Here is a 17,472-nt window from a genome sequence, read left to right as displayed (position 1 = left end):
TTGAATGATGCTTTATTTTGTTCGGCCATACCGAACGAAACAGAGGGACACTATGCACACATCCGCGCTCCGTATATGGCTGAAGGCCGTGCTGATACTTGCCGCCAGCAGCATTTTTCAGACGGCATCGGCAGCCGTCGTCCACGTTTCCCCGCAAGACAACCTTGCCGAAATTTTTGCCCGCGCCCGAGCGGGCGATACGCTCAAACTGGCTTCCGGCGTATATCAAACCAAACTTCATATCGACAAACCGATTACGATTGAAGGGCCTGCCGACCGTTCTGCAACCATCGAAGGGGACAGGAGCGGGCGTACCATAGCCGTACACGCGCCGGACGTAACGCTCCGCAACCTGACCGTTACCCGTTCCGGTATGAGCCTGCCGGCAATGGATGCCGGTATTTATCTCGAAGAAACCGCCCCGCGCGCCCTGATTGAACACAATAATATTTTTGATAATTCGGTCGGCGTATATCTGCATGGTTCTGCCGATGCGATGGTGCGGGAGAATAAAATTGTCGGCGACGCGACTTTGCGCGTGAACGAGCGCGGCAACGGCGTTACCGTTTGGAACGCGCCCGGCGCGCAGGTCGTCGGCAACGACATTTCCAAAGGGCGGGACGGTATTTTTTCCAATACCAGCACGCACAACACCTATAAAAACAACCGTTTCAGCGATTTGCGTTTCGCCGTCCACTATATGTACACCAACGACAGCGAAGTCAGCGGCAATATTTCCGTGGGCAACAATATGGGCTATGTGCTGATGTTTTCCGAGCGGCTCAAAGTATTCGACAATATCGCCGTCGGCAGCCGCGACCAGGGCATTATGCTCAACTATGTCAACTATTCCGATATTCACGACAACATTATCAACAAGGCGGGCAAGTGCGTTTTTGCCTACAATGCCAACTACGATAAACTGTCCGCCAATCATTTTGAAAACTGCCAAATCGGCATACACTTTACCGCCGCCATCGAAGGCACGTCCCTGCACGACAATTCCTTCATCAACAACGAAAGCCAGGTCAAATACGTCAGCACGCGCTTTCTCGACTGGAGCGAGGGCGGACACGGCAACTATTGGAGCGACAACAGCGCGTTCGATTTGAACGGCGACGGCTTCGGCGACAGCGCGTACCGTCCCAACGGCATTATCGACCAAATCATCTGGCGCGCGCCGGTTGCACGCCTTCTGATGAACAGTCCCGCAATCAGTATCGTCAAATGGGCGCAGGCGCAGTTTCCCGCCGTTTTGCCAGGCGGCGTGGTGGACAGCAAACCGCTGATGAAGCCTTATGCCCCCAAAATTCAAACCCGTTATCAGGCAATGAAGGACGAGTTGCTCAAAGAAGCCGAAACGCGGCAGTCGGAATGGGGCAGGGCGGAAAACGGTTCTTTGAACTAGTCTGCTTCAGACGGCATCCGGATCCAAATGCCGTCTGAAAACACAAAAGGAACAACCATGACCACACATCATGTCGAATTGAGGAATGTCACCAAACGGTTCGGGGCGCAAAAAGCCGTCAACCAAGTCGATTTGGTTTTGAAGGCCGGAGAAAGCGTCGGACTTGCCGGACACAACGGCGCGGGCAAGTCCACCATCATGAAGCTGATACTCGGGCTGATTACCCCGACCGAAGGCGAAGTGATGCTTTTGGGCGAACGTACCGGCAGCAAAGCGGGGGCGCGGCTTCGCAGCCAAATCGGCTACCTGCCCGAAACCGTTGCGCTGCACCCTTCGCTGACCGGCATCGAAACGCTGGACTTTTACGCGAAACTTAAAAAACAGCCGCTCACACAAAACCGGGGGCTGCTTGAGCGCGTCGGCATTTCACAGGCGGCACACCGCCGCGTCGGCACTTATTCTAAAGGTATGCGCCAACGCCTTGCCTTGGCACAAGCCCTGCTGGGCGAGCCCAAAGTCCTGCTGTTTGACGAACCGACAACCGGCCTCGACCCTGCATCAAGGCAAATGTTTTACGAAGTCGTGCGCGAACTCAACGGGCGCGGCGCGACCGTATTGCTCAGTACCCACGCCCTTGCCGAGTTGGACGGGCACGCCGACCGCATTATCGTGATGAAAAACGGCGTTAAGGTTGCCGACGGCAGTATGGACGAATTGCACATCCAAAGCGGACTGCCGCTGACCGTCAATATCCGCCTCAATGCACCGCGCACCTTGAGCAGCCGCTGGCAGCCGCTTTCAGACGGCATTTCCTATCGGGCGCAATGTCAGGCGGAAGAACGTATGGAACTGTTGGGCGAATTGGGCAGTCTGTCCGACCTTGCCTATCTCGATATCCACACCCCGACGCTTGACGAAATGTATGCACAGTTCTTGAAAAGGGAGGACGTATGAACCCCGTTTGGATTATTACCGGCAAAGAAGTCCGCGACAGCCTGCGCAACCGCTGGGTGCTTGCCGCCGCCCTCCTGCTTGCCGCACTCGCCCTTTCTTTGGGTTTTCTCGGCAGTTCGCCCACCGGTTCGGTCAAGGTCGATCCGCTGACCGTTACCGTTGTCAGCCTGTCGAGCCTGTCTATTTTCCTGATTCCGCTGATTGCGATGCTGCTCTCCTACGATGCACTAATCGGCGAAATCGAACGCGGTACGATGGCGTTGCTGTTGAGTTATCCCATTTCGCGCAACCAAATCCTTGCCGGCAAGTTTGTCGGACACCTCATCATCCTTGCCCTCTCCACCACGGCAGGTTACGGGTTGGCAGGCATTACGCTGCAACTTGCCAACGGCAGCTTTGATATTGCCGCTTGGAAACCCTTTGCGCTGTTGATTGCCGCCAGCGTCATCCTCGGCGCGGCTTTTCTGTCTATGGGCTACTTGATTAGTGCAAAGGTCAAAGAGCGGGGGACGGCGGCCGGTATTTCCATCGGTGTGTGGTTGTTTTTCGTCGTCATCTTCGATATGGCGCTTTTGGGTATTCTGGTTGCCGACTCGAAACAGGTCATTACCGCGCCTGTCGTTGAAACCGTGCTGCTGTTCAATCCTACCGACATTTACCGCCTGCTCAACCTGACCGGTTACGAAAATACGGCTATGTATGCGGGTATGGCGGGTTTGAGCGGACAAATCAGCCTGACCGTCCCCGTTTTGCTGACCGCGCAGGTTTTATGGGTTATCATTCCGCTTGTTTTGGCAGCCGGAATTTTTAGAAAGCGACAAATATGAAAAAAACCCTGTTGGCAATTGTTGCCGTTTTCGCCTTAAGTGCCTGCCGGCAGGCGGAAGAGGGACCGCCGCCTTTACCCCAGCAGATTAGCGACCGTTCGGTCGGACACTATTGCAGTATGAACCTGACCGAACACAACGGCCCCAAAGCCCAGATTTTCTTGAACGGCAAACCCGATCAGCCCGTTTGGTTCTCCACCATCAAGCAGATGTTCGGCTATACCAAGCTGCCCGAAGAGCCTAAAGGCATCCGCGTGATTTACGTTACCGATATGGGCAATGTTACCGATTGGACGAATCCCAATGCCGACACGGAGTGGATAGATGCGAAAAAAGCCTTTTACGTCATCGACAGCGGCTTTATCGGCGGTATGGGTGCGGAAGACGCGCTGCCGTTCGGCAACAAGGAGCAGGCTGAAAAATTTGCAAAGGATAAAGGCGGCAAGGTTGTCGGTTTCGACGATATGCCCGATGCCTATATTTTCAAATAAATCCAAACAAAAATGCCGTCTGAACGTTGAAGCCAAGGTTCAGACGGCATTTTTTATAGTGGATTAAATTTAAACCAGTACAGCGTTGCCTCGCCTTAGCTCAAAGAGAACGATTCTCTAAGGTGCTGAAGCACCAAGTGAATCGGTTCCGTACTATTTGTACTGTCTGCGGCTTCGTCGCCTTGTCCTGATTTAAGTTTAATCCACTATATTATGGGTTCAAACGGGGCAGGTTTGAACAACGGCCCCATTCCTTATTCCTGACCGGGCGTAACGGCGGAATAGGGTTCACATCCCGCCGTAATTCGGCCCGCTCGCGCCTTCGGGGCAAATCCAAGTGATGTTTTGCGTCGGGTCTTTGATGTCGCAGGTTTTGCAGTGCACGCAGTTGGCGGCGTTGATTTGCAGGCGCGGACTGCCGTTTTCTTCGACGATTTCATACACACCGGCCGGACAATAGCGCGTTTCAGGCGAGGCGTATTCTTTGTAGTTCACGTCTATCATCGTTTGCGGATTGTTTAGTACCAAATGGTCGGGCTGGTTTTCTTCGTGCGCGAGATTGGCAAGGAAGACGCTGCTTAAGCGGTCGAAAGTCAACACGCCGTCGGGTTTCGGATAATCAAACGGTTTGCATTCGGCGGCTTTTTTGAGCTGCTCGTTGTCTTTGCCGTGATGTTTCAAGGTCCACGGGGCTTTGCCTCTGAAAATCATCTGGTCGATGCCGGTATAAAGCGAGCCGAGGTAAACGCCCCATTTGAATGACGGACGGACGTTGCGCGCGGCATAAAGCTCTTGATACAGCCAGCTTTGTTCAAAACGTTGCCGGTAATCCGCCGCCTCTTTGCCGCTGTCGAAGTTTTCCACTTCTTCAAGGTTTTCCAATAAGGGGAACACGGCTTCGGCGGCAATCATAGCGGACTTCATCGCGGTATGGATGCCTTTGATGCGCGGCATATTGAGGAAACCCGCCGCATCGCCGATTAAAACGCCGCCTTTGAACGAGAGTTTCGGCAGGCTTTGCAAACCTCCTTCAATCAGCGAACGCGCGCCGTAAGCGATGCGGCGGCCGCCTTCAAAGGTTTTGCGGATTTCGGGATGGGTTTTGAAACGTTGGAACTCTTCAAACGGCGACAGATACGGGTTTTGATAGTCCAAACCGACCACGAAGCCGACGGCGACTTTGTTGTCGTCGAAATGGTAAACAAACGCGCCACCATAGGTTTTGCTGTCCAGCGGCCAGCCTGCGCTGTGCACCACCAAACCGGGCTGATGCTGTTCAGACGGCACTTCCCAAACTTCTTTAATGCCCAAGCCGTAAGTTTGCGGCTGGCTGTTTTGGTCGAGTTGGAAACGTTCGATGACTTGTTTGGAAAGCGAACCGCGACAACCCTCGGCAAACAGGGTTTGCTGCGCCCAAAGTTCCATACCGGGCTGGAATGAATCGGTCGGCTCGCCGTCTTTGCCCACGCCCATATTGCCGGTCGCAATGCCTTTGACCGAACCGTCTTCGTGATACAGCACTTCGGCGGCGGCAAAGCCCGGATAGATTTCCACGCCCAAATTTTCCGCCTGCTCCGCCAACCAGCGCACGACTTCGCCCAAGCTGGCGATGTAGTTGCCGTGATTGTCGAAATTCGGGGTAATAGGCAGATTGAACGCTTTTTTCTCCGTCAGGAACAACACCTTATCCTGAGTTACCGTGCGCGTCAGCGGCGCGCCTTTTTCTTTCCAGTCGGGAATCAGCTCATTCAGCGCAATCGGATCGATAACCGCACCCGCCAGCGAATGCGCCCCCGCTTCAGAACCTTTCTCTACCACGCAAACGCTGATTTCGCGCCCGTTTTGTTCGGCAAGCTGCTTGAGTTTGATGGCGGCGGACAAACCCGACGGGCCTGCGCCGACAATCACGACATCGTATTGCATACTGTCGCGGGTGATGGATTCTGTCATGGCGGTTCCTATGATTTATTATCGATTATAAAACGGGCAATTATACAACGCAGACAGTTGCTTACCAAATAAAACAATGCCGTCTGAAATAGCTTCTCAGGCATTCAGACGGCATTTGCCCCCATATGGTCAAAGATATTTTTTATCCGGCAGTTGCGTAAAGAGGCTGTCATATTCTTTCTTCAGTTCAGGGATATTTTTGACAATTCTGCCAACTTTATCGAATTCAATCAGTAGGATTTGACGGACAGTTTCTGCGTATCTTGAATCGGTCTGCCTTTCCATCAGCGGTACGAGGTAGGTAAGCAGATTGTGAAGGTAATCGGTCAGCCTGTGGTCGGGTAGGGCGGTTGTCAGACTTCCTTCTCTGCGGTGGTAAATAAAAAAGGGAATATCAACCTCCAAGACTTTTCCGCCTGCAATCAGAAATTCAGAGATGAAAACCATATCTTCCCCAAAACGCATACCGTTGCGATAGGTAACACCCGTAGCGACAAGGTGGCGACGGTCAATCATAAAGCACATATTGTGTAGAGGCCAGTGATGAGGCAGACTCTGCATCAATATCCCCTGCATAGATGAGATTTTCCCATTGTGCTGTTCTTTAAATTGAAAAACGGGCTTACACCTCAACATATTTTTCCCCTCTTCATAAGGAGGACGGAGATATACGCCTTTAATCGCTTGAAGTCCGTTATCTTGAGCAAGTCTTGCCCACAAACCGAAATCTATGGGGTAAAGTTCGTCATCGGGGTCTAAGAACATGATGAAATCCCCCGTTGCAAGTTTTAATCCGGCATTGCGTGCCGCCGCCACGCCCCTGTTTTGGCTGCTGACAACGGTAATAAAGGGATATTGGTGCATATATTTCGCCAGAATTTCCGCACTGCCATCTGTCGAACCGTCATCTATCAAAATAATTTCTTTGCGTACCGTTTGAAGCAATATGCTTTCGAGCGCGCGGGGGATATAGGGTGCAACATTATATACGGGCAGGATGAAGCTGATACTGGGTAGATTATCGGAGGTTGCTTTATCGTTGGAGTACATCTGAATCCTTAATTTGTTGTAAAAGGCGAAGTATGCAGATGGGCAACTTTAGGATATGGTCTGCATACAAAATCCAAAATGCCGCACTTATCTGCAAGTGCGGCATTTTTACTATAGGCTGTGTTCCAATAGGTATTAATGGCGGAAGATCACCATTGATAGCCGACAGCCGCTCCAAATAACGGTTTTTTGGTATTGTTGCCGGAGAAATTGAACGAAGCACCTGCCTTCAGGATTACTTTGCCGTTATCTGAGAGGCTGGAGTAACCGATTGCAAGAGCCTGTTCACCGTTGTAGTGTGCCGTAGAAGCGGATACCATCGAGTGTCCCGCATAAGTCGGTTGAGGAAGGAGTGCAACCGCTCCTGCTTTGGCGATACCGCCGTTCATTGATTTATCCAACTTGTCGACTTTTTGCTCTATAGAGGAAATCTGTTCAGAGGAGGACATATTGTTGATTTTCTCTTTCCCATTTTCGGAAAGGGTTAGAGTTAGTTTGTTATTTGAATATTCAATTTTAACGTCTGATTCAGACTCATTGAATTTATCCGGTAATCCTTGAATTAGATTCTCACGAAATTCCTCAAGCTTTTCCTCAATCTTTTCAGGTACGTGGTTATACAGTTGATACAGTTGATCTCCGGTAACCGCATCAGTCGAACCCAGACCAATCCCACCATTTGCAATATTGGTAATCAGGGTGCCACCGCCGTCATAGCCGATGGGAAACGGCCCACGTGTAATAAAGTTCTCCGGATCGTATGTATCTTCAACTGTTTGTTTATTTTCATCATCAGTTATTGGGTTTATAACCAGTTTTCCAACCGTCGTTGCCCCATTGCCGTCAGCCTGAGCGTATGGTACGGCGGATATGCCGATTCCTGTGGCTGCTGCTGTGAGGATGAGTTTGGATATTGCCGTATGTTTTTTGTCGGAGTGGGTCATGATTGTACCAATTAGAGTTAAAGCTAACGTAATCCTCCGATTATATATTCAGACCCTTACTCTGTAAATAATACGTTGTATTATTTTATCCATTTTTTTTTTTTTTTTTCAATGGTTTATGTTGGTCATTGTATAGTGGGTTAACAAAAATCAGGACAAGGCGGGGCAACGCCGTACCGGTTTTTGTTAATCCGCTATATATTTGTGCGTTGTGGGGCTGCCTTTTGTGCACGGGTATGAGAATGCCGTCTGAAAAAGGTTTCAGACGGCATTGTGTGTTTAGGGTTTATTTCTTCATCGCTTCGCTCATTGCCTTGATGTTGTGGCGGTACATTCCGATGTAGGTGTCGGCGGGCGCGTTGCCGAGTGCGTCGGAATACAGTTTGCCGCTGACGTTGACGCCGGTTTCTTTGGCGATGCGGTCAACCATACGGGTGTCTTTGATGTTTTCGGTAAAGACGGCTTTGATGCCTTCGCGTTTGATTTGTCGGATGATGGCGGCGACTTGTTTGGCTGAAGGCTCGGCTTCGCTGCTCACACCTTGCGGGGCGATGAATTCGATATGGTAACGTTTGCCCATATAGGAAAATGCGTCGTGCCCGGTCAGGACTTTGCGTTTGGCGGCAGGGACGGCGTTAAATGCGGCTTGTGCGTCGCTGTGCAGTTTTTTGAGCTGCATTTGGTAGTTGCCCAAACGTTGTTGATAATAAACTTTACCTTCGGGGTCGGCCTTTATCAGGGCTTCGGCGACGTTTTGGGCATAGGCGGACATAAGGACGGGGTCGTTCCAGACGTGCGGGTCATATTCGCCGTGGTCGTGGTGGTGTCCTTCGTGGTCATGGTCGTGGTCATGATCGTGGTCGTGATGGTGTCCGCCTTCTTCTTCGGCTTTGAGGGGTTGGATGCCTTTGGTCGCTTCGGCATAGGATACTTTGCTTTGTTTGACGGCACGTTGCACATCGGCAGCTTCAAGACCTAAACCGTTAATCAGGACGAGTTTTGCACTGCGGATTTTTTTAATGTCGCCGCTGGTCATATGATAGGCGTGCGTGTCTTGGTTGGCGCCGACCAAACTTTGTATGGATACGCGCTCTCCGCCGATTTGCTTGGCAACGTCGCCCAAAATGCTGAAACTGGTTACAACCGGCAGGGGTGCGGCAGTTGCGGCAGTGGTCAGCAATGCGGCAATAAGGGTGAGTTTGGGGTGTTTCATAACTGTTCTCCTGTGATATAACGTAACATTCATTATGGTAAAACAAGCTGCCTGTTTGTTCAAGCAGCCTGCCGTGTCAGGTGGTATGGTGGCGGTGGTTTTTGAGCCATTTGGGCAAGATGCCGCCTTCTTTTCCGAGTATGACGGAAAAGAGATAAAGGACGCTGCAACAGAGGATGATGGCGGGTCCGGATGGGATTTCGATGTGGTAGGAAATGAGCAGCCCGGTCAAACCGCAAAAGAGGGCGATGAGGACGGACAACAGAATGAGCGTCCCCATATTTCTTGCCCATAGGCGGGCGGTAATGGCGGGCAGCATCATTAATCCGACCGACATCAGGGTGCCGAGGGCTTGAAAGCCGGATACGAGGTTCATAACGACGAGGATGAGGAAAACGACGTGCCAAAGCCCGCCTTTGCCGCCGACGGATTTGAGAAACAGGGGATCTATGCTTTCCAGTACGAGGGGGCGGTAGATGATGGCAAGGGTAATGAGCGTGAGGCCGGAGACGGCGGCGATGAGTTGCAGGGCGGGAATATCGACGGCAAGCACAGAGCCGAAAAGAAGGTGGAGCAAATCGACGCTGCTGCCGTTTTTGCTGATGAGGATTACGCCGATGGCGAGGCTGCTGAGATAAAAGGCGGCAAAGTTGGCATCTTCTTTCAGGGTGGTAAAGCGGCTGACAAGTCCGGCAAGCAGCGCCATCAGCATACCGGCGGCAAACCCGCCCGCACCCATAGCGGGCAGGCTCAAGCCGGCAAATATGTAGCCGACGGCGGCTCCGGGCAAGACGGCGTGGCTGAGTGCGTCGCCGATCAGGCTCATCCGCCGCATAACGAGGAATACGCCGACGGGTGCGGCACTGAGGGACAGGCAGAAGACGGATGCGAAGGCATAGCGCATAAAATCGAATTCTGCAAAGGGTGTGATAAGCAGGTCGTAGGGGTTCATAGTGTTTGGCACGGGGACATGGTTTCAGACGGCATTTATGAGGCGCACCATTCGGGGCTTTCCTGTTTCTGCATCTTGGCGTTGGCCTGGGTGAGGTAAGGTTCTGCCAACACGGTCTCGGTTGCGCCTGCCGCAATTTTTTCGCGGGCGAGCAGCAGGGTATTGGGAAAGTAGGCGCGGACTTGTTCGTAATCGTGCAAAACGGCAATGACGGCGTGTCCGCCGCAATGGCATTTCTGCAATACGTCGAGAAGCTCGTAGGTTGTCCGTGCATCAACGGCATTGAAGGGTTCGTCCAGAAGTAGGAATTTGGCGTTTTGAACCAGCATTCGGGCGAAAAGGACGCGTTGGAACTGTCCGTTGGAAAGGTGGGCAATCTGGCGGTGGGCAAACTGCCGCATTCCTACACGTTCCAAGGCTTCGTGGACGCGTTGTCTTTGAGCGGCATTTATCCCTTTGAAAAAGCCGATTTCATACCAAAGCCCCATTGCCGCCAAGTCGAAAACGGTCATAGGTTGGGAGCGGTCGATGTCGGACTGCTGGGGAAGGTAGGCAATGTTCTGACGGGTCAATCCGTCCAGCCGGATGCTGCCCGTATCGATAGGCTGCAATCCCATTAAGGATTTGAGAAAGGTGGATTTCCCCGCGCCGTTGGGACCGAAAACCGCCCACATACTATGTTCTTCAAAAGTAATGTCCACATGGTGCACGGCAGGTCGGCGGCGGTAGCTGACGGTCAGGTTTTCGACAATGATGCTCATGCGGATACTGCCCAAAAGTAAACGCCCCATAAAAGGGATACGGCAATCAGGGCAAGGACGAGGCGGAAGGTCAATCCTGATAGTAAAAGGGAAGGTGTCATGATGATTTGCGGTTTTGAAAGGGAAGGCGGTAAAGCGTTTATCGTTATATGGCTGATATGATACTGTATAACGTTTGGTCTGTAAATTTTGTTCGGTTCGGACGGGGATTCGGGATGTGCCGGAAGGGGTGTGCTTCTTGGTGCTGTTCCGTTGCGGATGTTGCGGCAATAAGAAATGCCGTCTGAAGGTTCAGACGGCATTGGGGAAAACGGGTTTGGATTAACCTTTGCGTGCAGGCAATTTCTCTTTAATGCGTGCAGCTTTGCCAGTCAGGCCGCGCAGGTAGTACAGTTTGGCACGGCGTACGTCGCCACGGCGTTTGACTTCGATTTTTTCGACGGTCGGAGAGTACAGTTGGAAAGTACGTTCAACACCTTCGCCGCTGGAAATTTTACGGACGATGAAGTTGCTGTTCAGACCACGGTTGCGGCGTGCAATAACCACGCCTTCGTAGGCTTGCAGACGGCTGCGGGTACCTTCCACGACGCGTACGGATACGACTACGGTGTCGCCCGGTGCGAATTCGGGGATTTCTTTGTTCAGGCGGGCAATTTCTTCTTGCTCGAGCTGTTGAATCAGGTTCATTGTTTTTTTCCTAAATTATGATTGGATTTCCCGTTGCTCTTGCAGGATTTTTTTCAAGAGGCGGGATTCCTTTGGGATTAAATCGCGCTTTTCCAATAAGTCGGGTCTGCGCTCCAGGGTGCGGCGAAGCGATTGTTCCAACCGCCATTCCGCAATCAAGTTATGATTGCCCGAACGGAGTACTTCCGGGACAGCCATACCTTGAAATTCTAAGGGTTTGGTGTAGTGGGGGCAATCCAGGATACCGTTTGAGAACGAATCCTGTTCGGCAGACCGAATATCGCCCAATACGCCGGGTACGAGCCTCAATACCGCATCCATCAGCATCATAGCGGGAAGCTCTCCGCCGGAAACGACAAAGTCCCCGATGCTGATTTCTTCATCGACACTGCTTTGCAGCAGTCTTTCGTCTATGCCCTCGTACCGTCCGCACAGCAAAATCAAGTGCGGGAGTTTTGCCAGTTCTGCCGCTTTCTGATGTGTCAGCGGTTTCCCTTGCGGGCTGAGGCAGATAACTTTTGCAGTGTGGGAGGATTGTGCCTTGGCATATTTTATCGCCGCATCAAGCGGCGGAGCCGCCATAATCATTCCCGGCCCGCCGCCGAACGGGCGGTCGTCGATATAGCCCAGCCTGTTGTCGGCAAACGCTCGGGGATTAACCGATTGAAACTGCCAAATCCCCTGTTTGTTTGCACGCCCCGTTACACCGTAATGGATTATGCTGTCGAACATTTCGGGGAAAATGGTAATCGCCTGGATAAGCATCAGTAGTCCAAACCCCAATCGGCAATAATGGTTTTACTGCCGGCATTGACGGTTTCGACGTATTGGGATACGAACGGAATCAGGATTTGCCCGTATTCCCCGTCAACCACCAATACATCGTTTGCACCGGTTTCCATCAGGCTGCTGACTTTGCCCAGTACGGTATTGTCTTTGTTGGCGACGGTCATCCCCACCAAGTCTGCCCAGTAGTATTCCCCTTCTTCCGTCGGTGCGAAGGCTTCTCGGGGGATTTCGATGGTGTAACCGCGCAATGAGAATGCCGAATCGCGGTCGTTTATCCCTTCAAATTTGACTTGGAGTTCGCCGTTGGCAACCTTCCCTCCTTCAAGGGAGACGGCAACGGTTTTTCCGTCTTTGACCAATTGCCACTCGGGGTAATCCAAAAGGCTGTCGGAATACTCGGTATTGGCAGCAATTTTTAGCCAGCCTTTTATGCCGAATACACCTTTGATGTAGCCCATGGCTACCCGGTTTTGAGTGTCTGTCATGGCGGCAAATGCGGATTAGGCGGCTTTTTGTTCTTTAATCAGTTTTGTAACAGAGTCGCTAACCTGCGCACCTTGTGCAATCCAGTGGTTCAGGCGGTCTGCATTGAGGCGGACGCGCTCTTGTTTTTCGTTGGCTACGGGGTTGTAGAAGCCTACGCGTTCGATGAAGCGGCCGTCGCGGCGGCTGCGTGAGTCAGTAACGATGACGTTGTAGAAGGGGCGGTGTTTCGAGCCGCCGCGTGCCAAACGGATAACTACCATTTTGAGTCCTTTTGAGAAAATCGGATATATGGAAACTGCCGATTTTAGGTTATTTTGTGGTCGGTGCGCAAGTTTTTATTTGTTTTTTCTGTTGTTTTGTCTGCCGCAAGGTTCAGATATGCGCGGTACAGGTTTTTTTCGGTGTCCGATTCCTTGAGGGTAAATCCTGATTTTTCAGCAAGTTTGATCATGGGAGTATTGGTTTTGAGAATGTCGGCACTCATAGTCCGGTAGCCTTGCTGTGCGGCGGTTTGGATGATGAGTTCCATCATTTTCTGTGCCAGTCCGCTGCCGCGCATATGTTCCGCCAGTGTGATGCCAAATTCGCATTCGTTGCGGTTCAGGCGGCTGTGGCGGACGACGGCGACGATGTTGCTGTCGGCATCCTTTGCCGTCCATGCGGCTTCACAGTAGTAGTCCGGGTTGCACAGGCGTGCCAACGTGGCGGCGGGCAGTTCGTTGGTGTGGGTTATGAAGCGTGTGTACCGTGCTTCGGGGCTGAGGCTGCGGACGAACTGCTGTTTGGCTTCTGCGTCTTCGGGCAAAAGGGGGGTAATGGTAACGGTCGTGTCGTTTTTTAGGGACAGTGTTTTGGGGTGTGCTGCGGGATAGGGGGCAAGTACGTTGGGTACGGCTGCTCCGGTTTCGGTTTTGCTGCCGAGCAGTTCTGCGGCGGCTTCGCTTGTGTGGCGGAGAAATTCGGCGGCTGTCGGGTTTTTGTGTTTCAGGTATGCGGCGGCACTCTGCATTTTTGCGGCGGCATGTTCGAGGGTTTGGGCGGCTTTGCCTGTGTTCTTGCGTTTGGGCGTGTCGTGTGTTTCGGGTGTCTTTAAGAGGAAATCGCTGCTGTATTGTCCGCCGTTTAGGTTGAGGGTAATGCCGAGAATGTGTTGGCGGTATTCGGGAATGACGGTCAGTGTGTGCAGGAACTGGTCGAGGGTTTGTGTGCCGTCGAGTTCGGCAAAGCGGGCAAGGTGGCGGCTGTCGAGCGTGGTAAACGGCGGGAGTACGGCAGTGGTTTGTCCGTTGCGGCGTGCGGTCAGGATGTCGCCATAGAGGGGGTGGCTGCCAAATTGGAATTGGACGGCGTTATGGGTGGTGGTGTGCCGGTAGGGGGGGAGGTGCAGGGCTTCGGCGAGCAGGGAGGAATTTGCCGCTACAAGGGCTTTTTTGATGTTTTGGGGTTGCGGTGTTTTCAGACGGCATGGCTGCGGCGGTGCAATGTCGAGCTGTGCCTGTTTCAGGGCGGCGGCGGTGTTGCGGTAGGAAAGGGTGCGGATTGCCTGTGCGGGGGTGTCGAAATGTGTTATGCCGTCTGAAAAGGGGCTGCTGACGAGCAGGGGTTTGGCGGTCTGTTCGGACAGGCGGATAAGGGCGCGTGCTGTTTTTTTGTAATCCTCGTGTCCGGAGGGGCTGAGGATGGTCAGGACGGCTTGGGTGTCGGGGCGGGCAAGCTGACGTGAGGCGATGTCGTGGCAGATTGAGGGTGTGGGTGTGCCGGTCAGGTGTCCGTTGCGGATGTGGTGGGGAAGGTTGGGAAAGTGGAGGGTGAGGTTTTTTGGCGCGTGCGCGTGCAGCCATTCGGCAGGCGTGTCGGACAGGATGTCGAGTCGGGACAGGGGTGGAAGGTCGGACAGTTGGGCGCGCAGTGCGGCTTCAAGGTCGTCGGCGTTGAAACTGATGAGGAAGTTGCAGTGTCGGGCGAGGCAGTGCAGTACGGCACGGTCGGTTTCTGTCGTGCGGCAGGTGATGTGGAGAATCAGCGGCGTATGGCGGGTAAATTGGCGGATTGCGCTGAACAGTTTGCGCTGATCCTCTTCAGGGTTGTGGTGTAGGACGGCGGTTTTGGTGTGCAGGCTGTGGCCGAAGCGGTTGAGCCAATCGGCGGATGTGATGGGGCTTATGCCGGGATGCAGGCTGATGTGGCGGGATGTGCCTTGACGGAGTTTGTTCAGGATGTTGTCGATTTGGCGGCTGACGGCGGCATTGCCGGTCAGTATGGCGGTATGACCTGCGGCGTATCCGTCTTGGGTACTGATGTTGAGTCCGAGTGAGGGCAGTTGGATGCCTGCGGTGGTGCAGGCGGTGATGTTGAGTCCGTTGCCGTGGTGTTTGCGGATGGCAGTTTCGGCGGTGTGCAGTTCTGCGGTAGACAGGCTGTCCCAGTCCTGTATGAGGATGATGTGTCGGAGCTGCTTTTTGCGGCAGGTTTTGAGGAGGGTGTCGTAACTGTCGGGCGGGGTAACGGCAATAATCAGGTCTGCACTGCCGGGGATTTTGTTGAGGCTGGTGTAGGCGGGCAGCCCGGCTATGGTGTGGTGGCGCGGGTTTACGGGGGTGATTTTTCCTTGAAAGGGCGTACTCAGCAGGTTGCTGAGTACACGTTCGCCCAGGCTGTACGGTTGTTCGCTCGCGCCTATCAGGATAATGTGGTTGGGCATGAAGAAGTAGCCGGGATCGGTTTGTGCCGACATGATATATTCCTTTGCGGACGGTATGTGCGTGATTTTTGGAGATGCACCCGCTGTGTGTTTGTTTTGGGGTAACTGTTTGTGCAATGCCGTCTGAAACCGGTTCAGACGGCATTATGGTCAGTTCTCACTTTTTTCTGTTTTGGAACCGGTTTTTTTCTTGGGTAGGATAAAGCGCATCCGCAGACCGTTCGGTTTGATGTTTTCGGCGATGATTTTGCCGCAGTGCTGCTCGATGATGTGTTGTGTCAGGGCAAGTCCAAGCCCTGTTCCGGGTTTGTTGGCACTGGAGTCTGCACGGTAGAAAGCGGTGAAGATGTGCGGGAGCTGCATTTCGTCCACGCCGGGACCGTTGTCGGTAACGTCGATTATCCAGTGTTTGTGGTCTTGTCCGATGTTGATCAGGATGGTGCTGCCTTCGGGACTGTAGTTGACGGCGTTGCGGATGACGTTGTCGAAGGCGCGGTACAGGTAGCTTTCGTTGGCAAGGATGGTTGTGTTTTTGGGGATTTTTCCGTCGACGGACAGGGCGACCGTCTGTCCGTTCTTTTGGGCGATACTTTGGTTGTCTTCTACCAGGTTGCCTAGAAAGGGCAGGAGTTTCAGGCTTTCTTTTTCCAAAGCCATATTGGAGGTTTCGAGGCGGGACAGGGTTAACAGTTCCCCGACCAGCGTATCCATGCGGGTCAGTTCGCCTTCCAGCCGTTTGAGATATTGTTCCTGTTTTTGGGGCTGTGCCTGAATCAGTCCGACAATTGCCTGCATACGGGCAAGCGGGGAGCGCATTTCGTGGGAAACGTGGTGGAGCAGGTGGCGTTCTTTGGCAACGAGTTTTTCGAGTTTTTCCGCCATTTTGTCGAATTGGATGGCAAGATGGGACAATTCGTCGTCGCGGTCGTCGACCTGTTGGGAGATGCGGGTTTCAAGTTCTCCGTTTGCCACCCTGTCCATGCCGTTGCCTAAGATTCTGATGGGTTTGGCAATGTTGCCGGCAAGGATATATGCCATCAGCAGTCCGACGATGATGATGAAGGAGAGGATGATGAATTCGTGCCAAATCGGGGCAAGCGGCAGGCCCGGGATAAACAGCGGGCTGGGCAGGCGTTGTGCCTGGTGGTTGTCCCAGCCTTTAATGAAGAACAGGTATTCTTCGCCGAAACGGTCGTATTCGATGCGGACAAGGTTGGAATGGGGGTGTCCGGCGGCAAACAGCCGGGCGCGTTCTATGGTGTAATTGTCGATATAGCGGTTTAAGATGTCTTTTTTCTCGTCGCCCTGTATGACGTAAACGGCGGATGATACGGGGCTGTCTTTCCATTCGGTCAGGATTTCGCGCGCGCCGTTGTCGCCCCGTGTCTTGAATGCGGAAATAATGCTGCCCATCAATGTGGTTTCGATGGTGCGGCGTTGGTTGAACTGGTTTTCGGCAAGGGTGTTCTGCACCAGCCAAAAAGAAAAACTCGCCACAAAGATTGCGCAGACGATGACTGCGCAAAATGTGGCGAAGATGCGTTGGAACAGTTTCATTTGCCCGCTGCTTCAGTTTTTGACAAACAGGTAGCCCAAGCCGCGTACGGTTTGAATCAGCGAGGCATCGCCCAGTTTGTGCCGGATGCTGGAAATGTGTACGTCGATGCTGCGGTCGAATTTTGCCAGCTTGCGGTCGAGCGCTTCGACGGACAGGGTTTCTTTGCTGACCACCTGGCCGGCGTGGCGCATCAGGACTTCGAGCAGGTTGAACTCGGTACTGGTCAGCTCCAGCGGCGTGTCTTTGACGGAAGCCTGGCGTTTGGCGGGGTATAGGACGACATCGCTGGCGGAGATGCTGTTCGGTGCGTTGTTTTGTTCGCCGCCGTGTTGCGTGCGGCGCAGGATGGCGTTGATGCGCGCCAGGAGTTCGCGCGGCGTGCAGGGTTTGGGCACATAGTCGTCCGCACCCATTTCCAAGCCGATGATGCGGTCGATGTCGTCGCCTTTGGCGGTCAGCATAATGATGGGGACGGTGCTTTGCGAGCGGACATTTTTCAAAACGTCCAGCCCGTTCATTTTGGGCATCATGGAATCCAATACGACCACGTCGTATTGCCCGCTTAGGATTTCCTGTACGCCGGCTTCGCCGTCGGAAACGCTGCGGACGTTCAGCCCTTCGGCGCTCAGGTATTCGGTCAGCAGTTCGGTCAGCAGTGCGTCGTCGTCTACGAGTAATACGCGGCTCATGGTGTTTCCTTT

Annotated in this window: 18 protein-coding genes and 1 pseudogene; 4 read left to right on the top strand and 15 right to left on the bottom strand. The window is 53.1% G+C overall.

Annotated elements, in window-relative coordinates; all coding sequences use genetic code 11:
- Window positions 1–52: 52 nt before the first annotated feature.
- From ACNAU7_RS02745 to ACNAU7_RS02730, 4 genes are read left to right on the top strand one after another with little or no spacing between them, the layout of a single operon-like run.
- A complete protein-coding gene (locus ACNAU7_RS02745) occupies window positions 53–1,408 on the top strand; it encodes a nitrous oxide reductase family maturation protein NosD (protein ID WP_416300475.1) in 1,356 nt (451 codons plus the stop codon).
- Between the two features lie 57 nt (window positions 1,409–1,465).
- Window positions 1,466–2,362 carry an ABC transporter ATP-binding protein gene (locus ACNAU7_RS02740; protein ID WP_416300799.1) on the top strand — a complete coding sequence of 299 codons (897 nt, stop codon included), beginning with the start codon at window positions 1,466–1,468 and terminating at the stop codon, window positions 2,360–2,362.
- Complete coding sequence (locus tag ACNAU7_RS02735) at window positions 2,359–3,189, top strand: ABC transporter permease (RefSeq protein ID WP_118787253.1); 831 nt, start codon at window positions 2,359–2,361, stop codon at window positions 3,187–3,189. Before ACNAU7_RS02740 ends, ACNAU7_RS02735 begins: the two co-directional genes overlap by 4 nt.
- The gene (locus ACNAU7_RS02730) at window positions 3,186–3,680 is read left to right on the top strand and encodes a nitrous oxide reductase accessory protein NosL (RefSeq protein ID WP_118787254.1); all 495 of its coding nucleotides are present in this window, start codon (window positions 3,186–3,188) and stop codon (window positions 3,678–3,680) included. Before ACNAU7_RS02735 ends, ACNAU7_RS02730 begins: the two co-directional genes overlap by 4 nt.
- Before the next feature lie 148 nt (window positions 3,681–3,828).
- Here ACNAU7_RS02730 and ACNAU7_RS02725 read toward each other — a convergent pair.
- From ACNAU7_RS02725 to misR, 15 genes and pseudogenes are all read right to left on the bottom strand, one after another.
- Window positions 3,829–3,891, bottom strand: a pseudogene (locus ACNAU7_RS02725) (transposase); the annotation flags it as partial.
- A gap of 77 nt (window positions 3,892–3,968) precedes the next feature.
- The gene (locus ACNAU7_RS02720) at window positions 3,969–5,630 is read right to left on the bottom strand and encodes an electron transfer flavoprotein-ubiquinone oxidoreductase (protein ID WP_416300472.1); all 1,662 of its coding nucleotides are present in this window, start codon (window positions 5,628–5,630) and stop codon (window positions 3,969–3,971) included.
- Between the two features lie 129 nt (window positions 5,631–5,759).
- On the bottom strand, window positions 5,760–6,680 hold the full coding sequence (locus tag ACNAU7_RS02715; protein ID WP_107818527.1) for a glycosyltransferase family 2 protein: 921 nt from the start codon (window positions 6,678–6,680) through the stop codon (window positions 5,760–5,762).
- Window positions 6,681–6,829: 149 nt separating this feature from the next.
- Window positions 6,830–7,624: a YadA-like family protein gene (locus tag ACNAU7_RS02710; RefSeq protein ID WP_416300469.1), complete on the bottom strand. Its 795-nt coding sequence runs from the start codon at window positions 7,622–7,624 to the stop codon at window positions 6,830–6,832.
- Between the two features lie 286 nt (window positions 7,625–7,910).
- The gene (locus ACNAU7_RS02705; protein ID WP_118787257.1) at window positions 7,911–8,837 is read right to left on the bottom strand and encodes a metal ABC transporter substrate-binding protein; all 927 of its coding nucleotides are present in this window, start codon (window positions 8,835–8,837) and stop codon (window positions 7,911–7,913) included.
- Window positions 8,838–8,913: 76 nt separating this feature from the next.
- Window positions 8,914–9,789, bottom strand: a complete 876-nt coding sequence (locus ACNAU7_RS02700) for a metal ABC transporter permease (protein ID WP_118813964.1) — start codon at window positions 9,787–9,789, stop codon at window positions 8,914–8,916.
- 35 nt (window positions 9,790–9,824) lie between these two features.
- Window positions 9,825–10,550, bottom strand: a complete 726-nt coding sequence (locus ACNAU7_RS02695; RefSeq protein WP_416300797.1) for a metal ABC transporter ATP-binding protein — start codon at window positions 10,548–10,550, stop codon at window positions 9,825–9,827.
- Entirely contained in the window at window positions 10,547–10,852 is a 306-nt protein-coding gene (locus ACNAU7_RS02690; RefSeq protein WP_304671346.1) for a hypothetical protein, read from the bottom strand. Before ACNAU7_RS02690 ends, ACNAU7_RS02695 begins: the two co-directional genes overlap by 4 nt.
- A 19-nt stretch (window positions 10,853–10,871) precedes the next feature.
- On the bottom strand, window positions 10,872–11,237 hold the full coding sequence (gene rplS / locus ACNAU7_RS02685; protein ID WP_002217809.1) for a 50S ribosomal protein L19: 366 nt from the start codon (window positions 11,235–11,237) through the stop codon (window positions 10,872–10,874).
- 15 nt (window positions 11,238–11,252) lie between these two features.
- On the bottom strand, window positions 11,253–12,002 hold the full coding sequence (gene trmD, locus ACNAU7_RS02680) for a tRNA (guanosine(37)-N1)-methyltransferase TrmD (RefSeq protein ID WP_019273085.1): 750 nt from the start codon (window positions 12,000–12,002) through the stop codon (window positions 11,253–11,255).
- Window positions 12,002–12,511 carry a ribosome maturation factor RimM gene (gene rimM, locus ACNAU7_RS02675; protein WP_416300457.1) on the bottom strand — a complete coding sequence of 170 codons (510 nt, stop codon included), beginning with the start codon at window positions 12,509–12,511 and terminating at the stop codon, window positions 12,002–12,004. The genes trmD and rimM overlap by 1 nt, the downstream gene beginning before the upstream one ends.
- Window positions 12,512–12,526: 15 nt before the next feature.
- Complete coding sequence (gene rpsP, locus ACNAU7_RS02670; protein ID WP_416300455.1) at window positions 12,527–12,772, bottom strand: 30S ribosomal protein S16; 246 nt, start codon at window positions 12,770–12,772, stop codon at window positions 12,527–12,529.
- Window positions 12,773–12,816: 44 nt separating this feature from the next.
- Entirely contained in the window at window positions 12,817–15,246 is a 2,430-nt protein-coding gene (locus tag ACNAU7_RS02665; protein ID WP_416300453.1) for a GNAT family N-acetyltransferase, read from the bottom strand.
- A 117-nt stretch (window positions 15,247–15,363) separates the two neighbouring features.
- A complete protein-coding gene (gene misS / locus ACNAU7_RS02660) occupies window positions 15,364–16,770 on the bottom strand; it encodes a two-component system sensor histidine kinase MisS (RefSeq protein ID WP_416300451.1) in 1,407 nt (468 codons plus the stop codon).
- Between the two features lie 12 nt (window positions 16,771–16,782).
- Complete coding sequence (misR, locus tag ACNAU7_RS02655) at window positions 16,783–17,460, bottom strand: two-component system response regulator MisR (RefSeq protein ID WP_003710489.1); 678 nt, start codon at window positions 17,458–17,460, stop codon at window positions 16,783–16,785.
- Window positions 17,461–17,472 lie beyond the last annotated feature (12 nt).

It is taken from the genome of Neisseria sp. LACPHL-SPEC-2024-00856 (assembly GCF_047915665.1).
Lineage (GTDB): Bacteria > Pseudomonadota > Gammaproteobacteria > Burkholderiales > Neisseriaceae > Neisseria > Neisseria polysaccharea.
Note: the sequence above shows the minus strand (reverse complement) of the source record. Positions and strands in the feature narration are given on the sequence as shown.

Coding starts and splice junctions, on each gene's coding strand:
- ACNAU7_RS02690 (WP_304671346.1), bottom strand. CDS start 10,852: ATGCCGTCTGAACCTTCAGACGGCATTTCTTATTGCCGCAACATCCGC.
- ACNAU7_RS02720 (WP_416300472.1), bottom strand. CDS start 5,630: ATGACAGAATCCATCACCCGCGACAGTATGCAATACGATGTCGTGATT.
- ACNAU7_RS02735 (WP_118787253.1), top strand. CDS start 2,359: ATGAACCCCGTTTGGATTATTACCGGCAAAGAAGTCCGCGACAGCCTG.
- misR (WP_003710489.1), bottom strand. CDS start 17,460: ATGAGCCGCGTATTACTCGTAGACGACGACGCACTGCTGACCGAACTG.
- ACNAU7_RS02745 (WP_416300475.1), top strand. CDS start 53: ATGCACACATCCGCGCTCCGTATATGGCTGAAGGCCGTGCTGATACTT.
- ACNAU7_RS02710 (WP_416300469.1), bottom strand. CDS start 7,624: ATGACCCACTCCGACAAAAAACATACGGCAATATCCAAACTCATCCTC.
- ACNAU7_RS02705 (WP_118787257.1), bottom strand. CDS start 8,837: ATGAAACACCCCAAACTCACCCTTATTGCCGCATTGCTGACCACTGCC.
- ACNAU7_RS02715 (WP_107818527.1), bottom strand. CDS start 6,680: ATGTACTCCAACGATAAAGCAACCTCCGATAATCTACCCAGTATCAGC.
- misS (WP_416300451.1), bottom strand. CDS start 16,770: ATGAAACTGTTCCAACGCATCTTCGCCACATTTTGCGCAGTCATCGTC.
- rpsP (WP_416300455.1), bottom strand. CDS start 12,772: ATGGTAGTTATCCGTTTGGCACGCGGCGGCTCGAAACACCGCCCCTTC.
- ACNAU7_RS02730 (WP_118787254.1), top strand. CDS start 3,186: ATGAAAAAAACCCTGTTGGCAATTGTTGCCGTTTTCGCCTTAAGTGCC.
- ACNAU7_RS02695 (WP_416300797.1), bottom strand. CDS start 10,550: ATGAGCATCATTGTCGAAAACCTGACCGTCAGCTACCGCCGCCGACCT.
- ACNAU7_RS02665 (WP_416300453.1), bottom strand. CDS start 15,246: ATGTCGGCACAAACCGATCCCGGCTACTTCTTCATGCCCAACCACATT.
- ACNAU7_RS02740 (WP_416300799.1), top strand. CDS start 1,466: ATGACCACACATCATGTCGAATTGAGGAATGTCACCAAACGGTTCGGG.
- rplS (WP_002217809.1), bottom strand. CDS start 11,237: ATGAACCTGATTCAACAGCTCGAGCAAGAAGAAATTGCCCGCCTGAAC.
- rimM (WP_416300457.1), bottom strand. CDS start 12,511: ATGACAGACACTCAAAACCGGGTAGCCATGGGCTACATCAAAGGTGTA.
- ACNAU7_RS02700 (WP_118813964.1), bottom strand. CDS start 9,789: ATGAACCCCTACGACCTGCTTATCACACCCTTTGCAGAATTCGATTTT.
- trmD (WP_019273085.1), bottom strand. CDS start 12,002: ATGCTTATCCAGGCGATTACCATTTTCCCCGAAATGTTCGACAGCATA.